The sequence below is a fragment of the Stenotrophomonas sp. YAU14D1_LEIMI4_1 genome (assembly GCF_003086815.1).
In the GTDB taxonomy this organism is placed as follows: domain Bacteria; phylum Pseudomonadota; class Gammaproteobacteria; order Xanthomonadales; family Xanthomonadaceae; genus Stenotrophomonas.
Genome location: NZ_CP025997.1, coordinates 2,609,115 through 2,623,458, shown reverse-complemented (window position 1 = coordinate 2,623,458; position 14,344 = coordinate 2,609,115). Strand labels below are relative to the sequence as shown.

Annotated in this window: 10 protein-coding genes; 7 read left to right on the top strand and 3 right to left on the bottom strand. The window is 66.4% G+C overall.

From position 1 onward, the window contains the following. Positions 1-97: 97 nt before the first annotated feature. The 7 genes from C1932_RS12310 (at position 98) to C1932_RS12280 (ending at position 11,928) form a co-directional block, all read left to right on the top strand. A complete protein-coding gene (locus C1932_RS12310) occupies positions 98-832 on the top strand; it encodes a DUF3011 domain-containing protein (RefSeq protein ID WP_108762382.1) in 735 nt (244 codons plus the stop codon). Between the two features lie 46 nt (positions 833-878). Further along, positions 879-1,943 carry an S-methyl-5-thioribose-1-phosphate isomerase gene (gene mtnA, locus C1932_RS12305; RefSeq protein WP_108762381.1) on the top strand — a complete coding sequence of 355 codons (1,065 nt, stop codon included), beginning with the start codon at positions 879-881 and terminating at the stop codon, positions 1,941-1,943. A 236-nt stretch (positions 1,944-2,179) separates the two neighbouring features. Beyond that, the gene (gene gyrA / locus C1932_RS12300) at positions 2,180-4,879 is read left to right on the top strand and encodes a DNA gyrase subunit A (RefSeq protein WP_108753520.1); all 2,700 of its coding nucleotides are present in this window, start codon (positions 2,180-2,182) and stop codon (positions 4,877-4,879) included. A 126-nt stretch (positions 4,880-5,005) separates the two neighbouring features. After that, positions 5,006-7,534 (top strand): membrane-bound PQQ-dependent dehydrogenase, glucose/quinate/shikimate family, encoded by a 2,529-nt coding sequence (locus tag C1932_RS12295; RefSeq protein WP_108762380.1) that lies wholly within the window; start codon positions 5,006-5,008, stop codon positions 7,532-7,534. A 332-nt stretch (positions 7,535-7,866) separates the two neighbouring features. Continuing rightward, positions 7,867-8,772 carry a lysozyme inhibitor LprI family protein gene (locus tag C1932_RS12290; protein ID WP_234412129.1) on the top strand — a complete coding sequence of 302 codons (906 nt, stop codon included), beginning with the start codon at positions 7,867-7,869 and terminating at the stop codon, positions 8,770-8,772. Between the two features lie 44 nt (positions 8,773-8,816). Next, complete coding sequence (locus C1932_RS12285) at positions 8,817-10,454, top strand: peptidoglycan-binding protein (protein ID WP_108762378.1); 1,638 nt, start codon at positions 8,817-8,819, stop codon at positions 10,452-10,454. Positions 10,455-10,512: 58 nt separating this feature from the next. Further along, complete coding sequence (locus tag C1932_RS12280) at positions 10,513-11,928, top strand: serine hydrolase domain-containing protein (RefSeq protein ID WP_108762377.1); 1,416 nt, start codon at positions 10,513-10,515, stop codon at positions 11,926-11,928. Here the strand turns inward: C1932_RS12280 and C1932_RS12275 are convergent, their stop codons facing one another. The 3 genes from C1932_RS12275 to C1932_RS12265 form a co-directional block, all read right to left on the bottom strand. Then, on the bottom strand, positions 11,929-13,080 hold the full coding sequence (locus tag C1932_RS12275; protein ID WP_108762376.1) for an aldo/keto reductase: 1,152 nt from the start codon (positions 13,078-13,080) through the stop codon (positions 11,929-11,931). A 102-nt stretch (positions 13,081-13,182) separates the two neighbouring features. Beyond that, positions 13,183-13,578 carry a DUF3037 domain-containing protein gene (locus C1932_RS12270; protein ID WP_108753514.1) on the bottom strand — a complete coding sequence of 132 codons (396 nt, stop codon included), beginning with the start codon at positions 13,576-13,578 and terminating at the stop codon, positions 13,183-13,185. After that, positions 13,556-14,332 carry a HipA family kinase gene (locus C1932_RS12265; protein WP_108762375.1) on the bottom strand — a complete coding sequence of 259 codons (777 nt, stop codon included), beginning with the start codon at positions 14,330-14,332 and terminating at the stop codon, positions 13,556-13,558. Before C1932_RS12265 ends, C1932_RS12270 begins: the two co-directional genes overlap by 23 nt. Positions 14,333-14,344: the final 12 nt, after the last annotated feature.

Below are 14,344 nucleotides of genomic sequence, written 5' to 3'. Positions count from 1 at the left end.
GCACATTCCACGCTTGATTCAGCAATGGCGATGATGCTCTTATCACGCCTGATGCCAGACACTGGCAGCGTGGTTATCGACTCGGTTGGGGAAAGCTTTGGTCAAGTGGTTGGCGGTCGTAGCGGCACCGGTGTACTCCATGGCGATATGGGGCGCGGTCATGCCGTTGCCGGCGTCGGCGCAGACCGGTTATGACGGCCAGGTCATCACCTGTGAATCGCGCGACATGGGCTGGGTGCACTGCGACCTGGACGTCAGCAATGGCGTCGACCTGGTACGGCAGTTGTCCAGCAACAGCTGCATCCGCGGCAGCGAATGGGGCACCGACCGCAGCGGCGTGTGGGTCACCCTGGGCTGCCGCGCCGAGTTCCGCGCACGCCCGGCCGCCGGTACTGCCGCCACGACGGCCAGCCCCGAGACCGGCAAGCGCCTGGTGCGCCGGGTGGTGCGCTGCGAATCCAGCGGACGGCCGCAGAGCTGCCCCGTGCGGCTGGACGGCGCGCCGGTGCGGCTGCTGCGCCAGTTGTCGGTGCTGCCGTGCCGGGAAGGGCAGGGCTGGGGCTACAAGCGCAATGAAATCTGGACCAGCCGTGGCTGCCAGGGCGATTTCGAGGTGGCCGACGAACAGGGCCGCTTCGTCGATATGCCGCGCCGGCTGACCTGCGAATCCAAATCCAAGCGGCGTCGCTTCTGCGGGGCCAGCATCAGCGCCGGCGCCGTGGTGTCGCGGCAGATTTCAGGCACCGCCTGCGTGGAAGGGCAGACCTGGGGCTGGAACCGCAACGGGATCTGGGTGGACGGCGGCTGCCGGGCCGAATTCTCGGTGAATTGACCGCCCGGCAGGGCCACGGGGCAGGGGCTGGCCCTACAATGGGCCCATGAACACTGCCACCGATCTCGATTACGCCCGTTACGACCACATCCGCCCGATCCTGTGGACCGGCGACGCGCTGCAGCTGCTGGACCAGCGCAAGCTGCCGTTCGTGGTGGAACACGTTGCCTGCCATGACAGCGACGAAGTTGCCGCCGCCATCCATGCGCTGACCGTACGTGGCGCGCCGGCCATCGGCATCGCTGCGGCCTGGGGCGTGGTGCTGGCCGCGGGCGATGTGCAGGCCGCCGACGGCGCGCATGCGCTGCAGCAGCTGGAACCGGCGCTGCAGCGCCTGAATGCCTCGCGCCCGACCGCAGTGAACCTGGCCTGGGCGCTGGCGCGCATGCGCCGCGCGCTGTCTGCCGCCGGCGCCGACTGGAAGGCCGTGCTGGAAGCCGAGGCGCAGGCCATTGCCGAAGAAGACCTGGCCGCCAACCGCCACATGGGCGCGCTGGGCGCGGGCCTGATCGAGGCCGGCAGCGGCGTGCTGACCCACTGCAACACCGGTTCGCTGGCCACGGCCGGTTTCGGCACCGCCCTGGGCGTGATCCGCGCCGGCATGGCCCAGCAGCGTATCGCCCGGGTGTTTGCCGGCGAAACCCGGCCGTGGCTGCAGGGTGCGCGCCTGACCGTGTGGGAACTGCAGCAGGACGGCATCGACGCCACCCTGATCGCCGATTCGGCTGCCTCGCACCTGATGAAGACCGGTGCGGTGCAGTGGGTGATCGTCGGCGCCGACCGCATCTGCGCCAACGGCGATACCGCCAATAAGATCGGCACCTACCAGCTGGCCATCGCCGCCCGCCACCACGGGGTGAAGTTCATGGTGGTGGCACCGTCGTCCACGGTGGACATGGATACCGTGGACGGCAGCCAGATCGAGATCGAGCAGCGCGACCCGGGCGAGCTGTACGGCGTGGGCGGTACCCGCACCGTGGCCGAGGGCATCGCCGCCTGGAACCCGGTGTTCGACGTGACCCCGGGCGAGCTGATCGACGCCATCGTGACCGAGCGCGGGGTCATCCTGAACCCGACCGTGGAAAACATGCGGGCCGCGTTCGGCGGTTGACGGACAGGCGGGGTCAGAGCCCTTTCCCGCGGAAAGGGATCTGACCCCGGCCCCGGTCGTGCCGGCCGCTGCCCGGCAATCCCCTAAGTTCCTGATTTGTGCCGGTAAAACCCCCGTAAACACGGGCGGAAAACGGCCCGTTGTGGTAGTATCGGCAGGTTGAATCGAGGTTCCGGCACGACCCCTCCTGCAGTGGGCTGCGCCGGACTGGACCGCTACCAGACAACGGAACCCGAATGGCAGAAACCGCCAAGGAAATCATCCAGGTCAACCTGGAAGACGAGATGCGCAAGAGCTACCTCGATTACGCCATGAGCGTGATCGTGGGGCGTGCGCTGCCCGATGCGCGCGATGGCCTCAAGCCCGTGCATCGCCGTGTGCTGTTCGCGATGAACGAACTGAACGCGCACAGCAACAAGCCTTACTTCAAGTCGGCGCGTATCGTCGGTGACGTGATCGGTAAGTACCACCCGCACGGCGATCAGTCGGTCTACGACACGCTGGTGCGCCTGGCACAGCCGTTCTCGCTGCGCTACATGCTGGTCGATGGCCAGGGTAACTTCGGTTCGATCGACGGCGACTCCGCCGCGGCGATGCGTTACACCGAAGCCCGCATGTCCCGCCTCGCCCACGAGCTGATGGCGGACATCGACAAGGAAACCGTCGATTTCCAGCCCAACTACGACGAAAAGGAACTGGAGCCGACGGTCATGCCGACCCGGTTCCCGAACCTTCTGGTCAATGGTTCGGCCGGCATCGCGGTGGGCATGGCCACCAACATCCCGCCGCACAACCTGAGCGAATCGATCAACGCCTGCATCGCGCTGATCGACAACCCGGAAATCGACGTCGACGGCCTGATGGAGTACATCCCGGGCCCGGATTTCCCGACCGCAGGCATCATCAACGGCACCGCTGGCATCGTCGCCGGCTACCGCACCGGCCGTGGCCGCGTGCGCATCCGTGCCAAGGCCGATATCGAAGTGGCCGACAACGGCCGCGAATCGATCATCGTCACTGAAATTCCTTACCAGGTGAACAAGGCGCGTCTGATCGAAAAGATCGCCGAGCTGGTCAAGGAAAAGAAGATCGAAGGCATCAGCGAGCTGCGCGATGAGTCCGACAAGGACGGCATGCGCATCTACATCGAGATCAAGCGCGGTGAATCTGCCGAGGTTGTGCTGAACAACCTGTACCAGCAGACGCAGATGGAATCGGTGTTCGGCATCAACATGGTGGCGCTGGTCGATGGCCGCCCGCAGTTGATGAACCTCAAGCAGATGCTGGAGGCGTTCGTCCGCCACCGTCGCGAAGTGGTCACCCGCCGCACTGTGTTCGAGCTGCGCAAGGCGCGCGCCCGTGCCCACGTGCTGGAAGGCCTGACCGTTGCGCTGGCCAACATCGACGAGATGATCGAACTGATCAAGACCTCGCCGAACCCCAACGAAGCGCGCGAACGCATGCTCGCCCGCCTGTGGGAGCCGGGCCTGGTCGGTTCGATGCTGGGCGCTGCAGGCGCTGAAGCCTCGCGCCCGGAAGACCTGCCCAAGGGCGTGGGCCTGATCGAGGGCGGCTACCAGCTGACCGAGATCCAGGCCACGCAGATCCTGGAAATGCGCCTGCACCGCCTGACCGGGCTGGAGCAGGACCGCCTGACCGAGGAATACAAGCAGCTGCTGGAAGTGATCGCCGGGCTGATCCACATCCTGGAAGATCCCGACCGCCTGCTGCAGGTGATCCGCGAAGAGCTGATCAACGTGAAGGCCGAGTTCGGCGACGAGCGTCGTACCGAAATCCGCCACAGCGAAGAAGACCTGGACATCCTGGACCTGATCGCGCCGGAAGACGTGGTGGTGACCGTGTCCCACGCCGGTTACGTGAAGCGCCAGCCGGTCAGCGTCTACCGCGCGCAGCGCCGCGGCGGCCGTGGCCGCAGTGCGGCGGCGACCAAGGAAGAGGATTTCATCGAACAGCTGTGGCTGGTCAACACGCACGACACGCTGCTGACCTTCACCAGCTCGGGCAAGGTGTTCTGGCTGCCGGTCTACCAGCTGCCCGAAGCCGGTTCCAACGCCCGCGGCCGTCCGATCATCAACTGGATTCCGCTGGAACCGGGTGAACGCGTGCAGGCCGTGCTGCCGGTGCGTGAGTACGCCGATGGCCAGTTCGTGTTCTTCGCCACCAGAAACGGCACGGTGAAGAAGACCCCGCTGAGCGAGTTCGCCTTCCGTCTGGCCCGCGGCAAGATCGCGATCAACCTGGACGAAGGCGATGCCCTGGTCGGCGTCGGCCTGACCGATGGCGAGCGTGACATCCTGCTGTTCGCCTCCAACGGCAAGACCGTGCGCTTCGGTGAAGACAAGGTCCGTTCGATGGGCCGTACCGCTACCGGCGTGCGCGGCATCAAGATGCCGGCCGGCGAGGAAGTGGTCAGCCTGATCGTGGCCGAAAGTGCCGGTGGCATCGAGGACGAAAACGAGGACGACAACGGTGTCGAGGAAACCGCCGCCAATGGCGATGCGGTGATCGACGGCGCCGACGACGCCAGCGTGCAGTACATCCTGACCGCCACCGAAAACGGCTACGGCAAGCGCACCCCGCTGCCGGACTACCCGCGCAAGGGCCGTGGCACGCAGGGCGTGATCGGCATCCAGACCACCGAGCGCAACGGCAAGCTGGTCGCCGCGGTGCTGATGGGGTCGGGCGACGAAGTCCTGCTGATCTCCGACGGCGGCACCCTGGTGCGTACCCGCGGCTCGGAAATCAGCCGCGTGGGCCGCAACACCCAGGGCGTGACGCTCATCCGCCTGTCCAAGGACGAGAAGCTGCAGGCGGTGGAGCGCATGGACGCCTCGATCGACGAGGACGAGGACGAGGTGGCTGCTGCCGCCCCGGCCGAAGCCCCTGCACCGAGCGAGGACGCGCCGCAGGCGTAAGCCCGCCTCGCGACGTCACCTCAACAACGCCGGCCTCGTGCCGGCGTTGTTGTATCCGGCGCTCACCGCACGCGCACTTCACAGCGACGGTGGGATAACAGACCATGCTGCCCCCGGAGATCGACGATGTCCGCCACGCCGCAGTCCGCCGCACCCGTTGTGTCCCGCCACCCATTGGTAACCGTGCTGGCCCTGCTGCTGGTCGTGCTGGGGCTGGTCATCGGTGGCCTGGGCGCGTGGCTGGGTAGCCTGGGCGGCTCCTGCTACTACGCCATCGCCGGTGCCGGCCTGCTGGCCAGCGGCATCCTGCTATGGGGCAATCGCCGCAGCGGCGCACTGGTCTACGCGGCGCTGTTCGTCGGCACCCTGCTGTGGACCTGGTGGGAATCGGGCAGCGATTACTGGCGCTGGGTGCCGCGGCTGGGCATGGTGACCGCGCTGGGCATCGTGCTGGCGTTCGTGGCACCCACCCTGCGCACGCCGGTGCCGAAGCGGCTGTCGCGCAGCGTTGGAGGTGTGCTGATCCTGGTGTTCCTGGCCGCCTTCGCGCTTGCCTTTGCCCCGCATGGTCAAGTGGATGGCCGCCAGCCGTACCCCGAGGCCGCGGTCAGTGCTGGCCTGGACCCCACGCGCGACACCACCGGGCTGCAGCCGTCCGACCAACCTGCCGAAGAGGACTGGGCGGCATGGGGCCGCAGCAACGCGGCCACGCGTTTTTCGCCGCTGCAGCAGATCACCCCGAAGAACGTGGGTACCCTGCAGCTGGCCTGGCAGTTCCGCACCGGTGATGTGCCGCGAAAGCGCTGGGGTGCCGAGACCACACCGCTGAAGATCGGCAACCGTCTGTACCTGTGCAGTGCGCGCAACCAGTTGATCGCGCTGGACGCGGCCAGCGGCAATGAAGTCTGGCGCTTCGATCCCAAAGTGCGCGACGCCTCCATTCCCTATACCGCGGCCTGCCGTGGCGTGGCCTATTACGAGCAGCCCAGTGCGCCCACGGTGGCCGATGCCGTGCTGGCCGATGTGGCCGCCGATCTGGCTCTGCCGGCGCCGCCGCCCACCCCGATGCACCGCGCAGCCGCAGACGGCAGCCGGCCGTTCTGCAGTGCCCGCATCATCGAAGGCACGCTGGATGGCCGCCTGATTGCCGTGGATGCAGACACCGGGCGACCCTGCGCCGCCTTCGGCAACAACGGCCAGGTGGACATCACCTTGGGCATGGGCGAGGTGCCGCCGGGCTATGTGTCCATCACCTCGCCGCCGGCCATCGTGCGGGGGCTGATCATCACCGGCCACCAGGTGCTGGACGGCCAGCGCCGCGATGCGCCGTCCGGGGTCATCCAGGCCTACGACGCGATGACCGGCAAGCTGCGCTGGGCCTGGGACATGGACCAGCCCGAGCGCAGCGGCCTGCCGCCGCGCGACCAGACCTACACCCGCGGCACGCCCAACATGTGGACCACGGCCACTGGCGATGAGCAGCTGGGCCTGGTCTACCTGCCGATGGGCAATTCGGCCGCTGACTACTGGAGCGGCTCGCGCACTGAAAACCAGAACCGCTACGCCACCTCGCTGGTGGCCCTGGACGTGACCACCGGCAAGCCCGCCTGGCATTTCCAGGCCGTGCGCAAGGATGTCTGGGATTACGACCTGGGGTCGCAGGCCAGCCTGATCGAGTACCCGACCGCGGCCGGCAAGGTGCCGGCCATCCTGCTGCCCACCAAGCAGGGCGACCTCTACATCCTGGACCGGCGCAACGGCCAACTGCTGACGCCCGCCGAAGAGCGCCCGGTGCCGCAGGGCGGGGCGGAGCCGGAGCAGCGCTCGCCCACCCAACTGTTCTCGCTGTACCACACGCTGCGCCGCGACCATGACCTGACCGAGCGTGACATGTGGGGGCTGACCCCCATCGACCAGCTGGTCTGCCGCATCCAGTTCCGCAAGGCGCACTACGAAGGGTTCTACACGCCGCCCACCAGCGACCGCCACTCCATCGAGTACCCCGGCTACAACGGTGGCTCGGATTGGGGCAGCGTGGCCATCGATACGCGGCGCGGCATCATCGTGGCCAACTACAACGACATGCCCAACTACAACCGGCTGGTACCGCGTGCCGAGGCCGACCGCAAGGGCTGGCTGCCACGCGAACAGATCCGCGCCGACAACAAGGGCGGTGCCGAAGGTGCGGGCGACCCGCAGGTCGGCACGCCGTACGCGATCGACGTCAATGCCGGTTGGCGGCTGCCGTTCACTGGCCTGCTGTGCAAACAGCCCCCCTACGGCGGCATCCGCGCCATCGACCTGCGCAGTGGCAAGCTGCTGTGGGACCGCCCGTTTGGCAGTGCGCGCGGCAACGGCCCGTTCGGTATCCGTTCCGGCCTGCCGATCGAGATCGGCACGCCCAACAATGGTGGCGCCGTGGTGACCGCCAGCGGACTGATCTTCATCGCCGCCGCCACCGATGATCTGCTGCGCGCCATCGACCTGAAGACCGGCAAGGAACTGTGGCACGCCAAGCTGCCGGCCGGCGGTCAGGCCAATCCGATGGTGTACGCGCAGGGCGGACGGCAGTATGTCGTGATCGTCGCGGCCGGGCACCACTTCATGGAAACCCCGAAGGGCGATTACGTGATGGCGTATGCGTTGCCGGAATGACGATGCCCTTGGGGTCGTGTTCTGGATGCCTCCTGGGTACCGCCGATGGAAAGCTGTGACTCGGGTCGCAGAACATGGACGCGGCAACGGGCAGCATCCATCATCGGAAGAAGACGGGGCCAGCCCAGTGCCCCCATGGAAGGCATCGTATGTTGACGTTTCAACGTGTGCGCGGGCGGCGCATCGCAGTTCCGGCGGCACTGCTGACTTTGGCCGCGTGCTTGTGCATTGCGGTACACGCTGCACCTCAGGCGGAGGCACGGAAGCGGCCAAGCGGAGCTCAGCTCCTGGCTGGTGATGCACGACACCTTACGCCGGCGTACGGGCAATGCATGGCCAGCGCCAATGCGCTTGACGCCCGCCAACGCTGTGTCGACGCTGAGTTCAGGATCCATGACACCGCTCTTAACGAAGCTTACGTCGCAGCACGATCGAAGATGGCCGTCGCTGACCAGGTCGTGCTTCGCAATCTGCAGCGGCAATGGCTTGGCCAGCGTGACAGCAGATGCCCGCAGGCAGGGGATGCCGCGGTCCAGCTGGATGCGCAGCAGTGCCGCACCCATATGACGTTGCTGCGCGCCCGTCAGCTGCAGGGCAGTGGGGCTGCAGCCCTGGTCGCCGAAGCCAAGGCAGCCCCCATCACACCAGCGCAGGTCGCCACCTATACAGCCGACGCCGCGCCTGATCACGACGGCAGGATCATCCTGCAGCCTGGTCAGGGTGTGATCTCGCCTCCATTACAGGTGACGTTCAACGTGGCCGATTGTAGTGGCACGGACAACGTGACCACCTGTCAGGTGCAGGCGATGAAGGTGACGCGCGGCGCTCGCAACGTCGCTGTCACCGGCGTGCAGCCGCAGCTGACCCGCGTGGGTGCAGGTGCCGGTGCAAAGGTAGCCGAGCTGCTGACAGTCGCCGATCTGAACGGAGACGGTGCGCCGGATCTGCAGGTCTGGCTGGACAACAACGGTGTCTATAACGTCCCCGTGTATGCGTTTTACCTGCTCGACGCCAACGCCAATCGCTATGTGCGTGCAAGCGCGCTGGAAACGGCTATTGGTGGGCGGGACATCGATCGTATCGAGAACGGCAGGTTTGTTCTGCGCGCCCAAGTCAGTCCGTGCGAGCGCGAGGACAAGGTTATCCAGCTAAGCGGAAGCGAAACGCGCACGTTGCTGGAACGCCGCTACAACACCTGCAACGGTGAACGCCCGACCGAATCAGAGCTTCTGAATTAGCGTCCGCAGCGAACGGAATCGATCTGTACAAGGAGTATTGAGATATGAGTGACGGCTATGGAAAAAGCAGCGTCGGATTCGGCCTGACCCGTGATCAGTCGGTGGAGATGATCGTCCGGACCTGCATCGATAATGGCATTACCGATCACCGGCAGATCGCGTATGTGCTGGCGACAGCTCAGCACGAATCGCGCGATTTCGCGGCACCTGAGGAAGATTGGGGAAGGAAGCAGGCAGTGGATCTTCGTTACTTTGGTGGCGAAGAGTACTACGGTCGTGGCTTTGCGCATCTTACCCATGTGAACAACTACGAACGGCTGGGTGAGGCACTCGGCATGGGTCGCGAGTTGGCCGAACATCCGGAACGGGCGGCGGAAGCGGAAATCGCTACGAAAGTGCTGGTTGTTGGCATGCGCGACGGCATGTTTGGTGCGCGCCTGTCGGACCATATCAATAGCAATCATGTTGACTATCGGCAGGCACGGGCGTCGGTCAATGGTGGCGAGCTGAACAATGGCAGCCCGTACCCTGACAGCATCGCCGTACTGGCCACCGGTTGGGAGACTGAGGTGGCAGGCTTGGTCCAGCGTGTACAGCAGCCGGGCTTCCAAATGCCGGTGCCGACCAGCCAAGGGCCGGTTGCCGCAATGGACCTTCACCGTGGGGACGCCAGCCAGCAGGTGTTCGAGGCACAGCAATACCTCCAGCGTCTGGGAATGCGCAACAATGCCAATGTCGAGATCAAGCCTGATGGAGACTTCGGCGCATCCACCGAGCAGGCCGTACTCCGTTTTCAGACCGAGCGCGGAATCATTCCGGCCAACGGCCACATCGACGAGGCGTTGATGCAGCGCTTGCGGGCGGACACGCTCACACTCGACCCGGACTTCAAGCGCAGATCGGTGACCGATCTGACCGGCCCACTGGCCGATGGCAACCTGCAGCCCGGCGAGAGGGGGGAGCCGGTGTTCGAGATGCGTCGCCAACTTGAAGCGCTGGGTTATCTGACCGAACCCAACCAACGCCAGGAGCGTGCTGCGCGCACCTATGACGCAGACATGCAGGCCGCAATGCGCAGTTTCCAGCAGGATCAGGGCCTGCCGCTGCGACCGGGCGGTGTCATCGATGGAGATGCGCGACACCAGCTCAACGATGCTGCCGTAGCAATTGAGCACGCTCCCACCACAGAGTTCGAGCGCGCCGAGAACTGGCCGCCTCAGCGCCCACCCTATACCCGCACCGAGTTTCAGCCGGACCAAGTGCAGGCACGGCAACAGGCCGTTGCCGACCCAGTAGTGCCGGCATCTGAACAAGCGGAACTGGCGTGGGTGCAGCCCGGCAGCGCAGCCCCGTCGCTGTCGCCGAACGATGCCGCGTTGTTCCAGCGCATTCGCGATGGCGTCCCGGATGCCGTTGGTGATGACCATGTTCTACAAGCGGTTCTGGAGTGCAAGCGCAACGGCATCCAGAGTGCCGAGCGCGTGGATCGGGTGATGGTGGCGGGTGATCGACTATGGGTGGCCGGTCTGATACCCGGCGAACGCGCCAGTGTTGATACCGCGCAGCCCGCACGCTCGATGGATGAGACAGCTCGTGAGCTGTCGAGCGAAAACCTGCAGCGCGAGCAACAATGGGCCATCGACACCCGCCAACACGAGAATGGAGGGCCCTCGCTGGTCTGATGCTGGGGGAGAGTGGCAGCGTAGGATGGCCACAGACTTGGTACGCGAGGAAGTATCCATGTTCATGCGCTTTCGTCTGACAAGCCTGTTGATCCTGGCGCTTACGTTGCCCTCACTTTGTACGCAGACCGCCAACGCGGCGCCACCGGCGCCCGATGCCCGCACAGCCGCCGATGACTGGCTGGCCGCGTTCAATGCCGGCAGCCTGCAGCAGCTGCAGTCCTTTGCCGAGCGCTATGCCAAGACCGAAGGCAGCACCCCGCAGGACTATCTGGAATTCCGCGACTCCACCGGGCCGCTGAAGCTGCTGGAGGTACGGCAGAGCACGCCAATGCAGACCACCCTGCTGGTGCTGGGCGAGCGCAGCGAGCGCGCGCTGCTGGTGCACGCGCAGATGGATCCGGCCCATCCGGCGCAGCTGAAACAGTTCCACCTGGAAGGTACGCCGACGCCGGAGCAATTCCAGCCGGCCCGCGTTCCGCTGCCGCAGTTGATGGCCGATGCGCGCACGAAGCTGGATGCGCTGGCGGCCCAGGATGCGCTGTCCGGCAGTGTACTGGTCGCGCAGAACGGTCGCGTGCTGTTGGATTGGCATGGTGGCCTGGCCGACCGTGCCGCGAAGACACCGGTGGCGGCGCAGACCCGGTTCCGGCTGGCCTCGTCCAACAAGATGTTCACCGCGGTGGCCATCCTGCAACTGGTGCAGGCCGGCAAGCTTGGTCTGGACGACACGATCGGCAAACACCTGCCGGACTACCCGAACACGACCGTCGCCGAAGCGGTGACCGTGCGGCAGCTGCTGAACCACACCAGCGGCCTGGGCGACTTCTTCGCGGATGACTTCGAACAGTACTCCGCATCATTGAAGACGCTGGACGACTACGTGCAGCGCTTCGCCAAGGATGCACCGCAGTTCACGCCGGGCAGTCAGGACAGCTACTCGAACTACGGGTTCATCGTGCTCGGTCGCCTCATCGAGGCGGTATCCGGCCAGTCGTACTACGACTACGTGGATGCGCACATCCTGCGGCCGACCGGCATGACCGGCACCGGCTTCGAGCCGGAATCGGTAGGGGTGCCGCAGCGTGCCGTTGCCTACACCCGGGTGCAGGGGCAGTGGGCGCGCGAAACGAAGACGCTGCCCTGGCGTGGCATGTCCGCCGGCGGCGGCTACAGCACCGCCGCCGACCTGCTGAAATTCTGCGAGGCGCTGCGCAGCGGCGCACTGGTGGCGCCGGAACTGCTGCAGCAGGCCACACGCGCACAGAACCACAAGGGCTGGTATGGCTATGGGTTCGTGGTGCAGGGGCAGGGCCGCCAGCGCCAGTACGGGCACGAGGGCGGCGCACCCGGGTCGAACAGTGCCATCGTGGTGCTGCCCGAGCAGGGCTACGTGGTGATTGGACTGGCCAACGTCGATCCAGACGCGGTGGGCAATGTGGTCAACTACATCGCCCGACGCCTGCCGCTTTGATCAACGCTTGCCGGGCACCGGCGCATCGGCGGCAATCAGTTTTTCCTGCTTCAGCTCGGCCCAGAAATCGGCGGGAATGGCGATGGCCATCGAGGCCACGTTCGCCTGTACCTGCTCGGCGCTGCGCGCACCGGGAATGATCGAGGAAACCACCTCGGGCGCATCGGCGAACTGCAGGGCCGCGGTGCGCAGGTCGATGCCGTGGCGTTCGCAGATGGCGGCCATGCGTGCACGCTTGGCCGGTGCCCATTCGGGAATCGGACTGCCGTACAGGTAGCGCTCGCGGCCGGTCAGGTAGCCGGCCAGCAGGGGAGAGCCGACCATCACCGACACGCCTTTCTCGGCCAGCTTCGGGAAGGTGTCGTGCAGGGTGGCTTCGTGGTCCAGCAGCGAGTACTGGCAGGCCAGCAGCATGATGTCCGGATCGGCTTCGGCCACCGCGCGCAACGCGGGCTGGGGGCGATTCACGCCGAAGCCCCAGGCCTTGATCAGCCCTTCCTCGCGCATGCGCGTCAGCTCGGGCATGGCGCCCTTCAGGGCCTCGGCGAAGCGTTGTTCCCAAGGCATGCCCAGGTCAGTGTTCTCGGGCGAAAGATCATGGATCAGCACGATATCCAGCTGCGCCACGCCCAGCCGGTTCAGGCTGTCTTCCACCGAGCGCCGGGTGCCGGCCGCGGAGTAATCGTAGGCGTAGCGGAACGGGGCCGGGTCGTGCCAATTGGTTTTCTGCAGCGGCCCAGCGGTGCCGGTCAGCAGGCGGCCGGTCTTGCTGGATAGTGTGTACTGGTCCGGCGCATGGCTGTGCAGCTCGCGGCCCATGCGCCGTTCGCTCAGGCCCAGCCCGTACCACGGCGATGTATCAAACGTGCGGATGCCGGCCGCCCACGCGGCGGCCATGGTGGCTTGTGCGGCCGCATCGGTGGTGGGCGCCAGACTGCCGCCCAGTGGCGCCCCACCCAGCCCCAGGCGGGTCTGCGGGCGATAGCGACCGCCTGCCTGCGGCGGGTTGCGGGCCAATGTGGCCCCAGGGCGCGGCGTGCCGCGGGTCGGCAGCACGCTGCCCGGCGCAGGCGATTGCGCGAACAGCGGTGCGGTGGCCGAGAGAGCGGCCGCAGCGGCGGCCAGGGAAAGGAAGCGGCGTCGTGAGGTCACGTCAGTCTCCTGTGCGGAAGGCGGGCGGGTGTCTCGCAGAGCCGGTTCACTGTACCGCGCAGGTGTGTCGGGCGCGTGCACGCGCGGCGCCCGTTCGCACGCTCAGCGCTGCGGCACCCGCACCATCCTGTTCATCAGGTGCTCCACCACGCCGGCCGGATCGGCGCTGCGGCCCACGTGCGTGCTGGACATCTGCACGATGGAGCTGCGTTTGGCGGTGAGGAAATGGAAACGCGCGCGCGCGGGCAGCTGCGCGATCGGGCCCGCGTTGGCGTCGCCGCGGCAGATCGCCACGATTGCATCCAGCCAGGGCTGCAGCGCGTCCTGGTCGAGTGCGGGCGCGAACGCGTGCATGCGCGCCGGGTCGATCTCGATGGCCGCTTCCAGATGGCGAGCGCCAGGGCAGGAGACGATCACCCCGACGTTGATGAACTCTTCGCGTTCCACCCGCGGTACCACGCGGATGACCGCATAGTCATACGTGTGCAGCGTGGGCACGGATGGCCTCCTGCACGAACACAGCACGCACCTTCAGGCGGTGCTTGAGATAGTTGATATAGCCCTGGCGGTAGGCCTGCGGGCTGTCGAAGGCGGGCTCGTTGACCAGCCAGCTGTCCGGTACCAGGCCGACGATGCGTTCGATCTCCGCATCGGGAAGGCGCGCGGCCAGTTCGGCGTCCACCTCGGCGATGCGGCTGGCGAAGGACAGCAGCACGTGGTCGCGGATCAGCGTGAACGGCTTCTCGCAGGCATCGGCGGCGTTGTCCCAGTCGTGATGGAAGTACATCGCCGCACCGTGGTCGATCAGGTACAGCTTGCGGTGCCAGACCATCAGGTTGGGGTTGCGCGTGGTGCGGTCCACGTTGCTGGTGAAGGCATCGAACCAGACGATGCGCGAGGCCAGGTCGGCATCGACCGGCATGGCCGCCGGATCGTAGTTGATCGCGCCGGGCAGGTAGTCCAGGCCCAGGTTCAGGCCCTCGCTGGCGCGGATCAGGTCCTGGATCTCCGGGTCCGGTTCGGTGCGGGCGAATTCGCTGTCCAGCTCAATGAACAGAATTTCCGGAATGGGCAGGCCCACGCTGCGGGCCATCTCGCCGGCGATCAGCTCGGCAATCAGGGCCTTGGGCCCCTGGCCGGCGCCGCGGAACTTGAGCACGGCCATGCCGTCGTCGTCGGTCTCGACCACGGCGGGCAGGGAACCCCCTTCGCGGAGTGGGGTGATGTAGCGGAGGGCATGGACGGTGCGCATGCGCGCATTCTA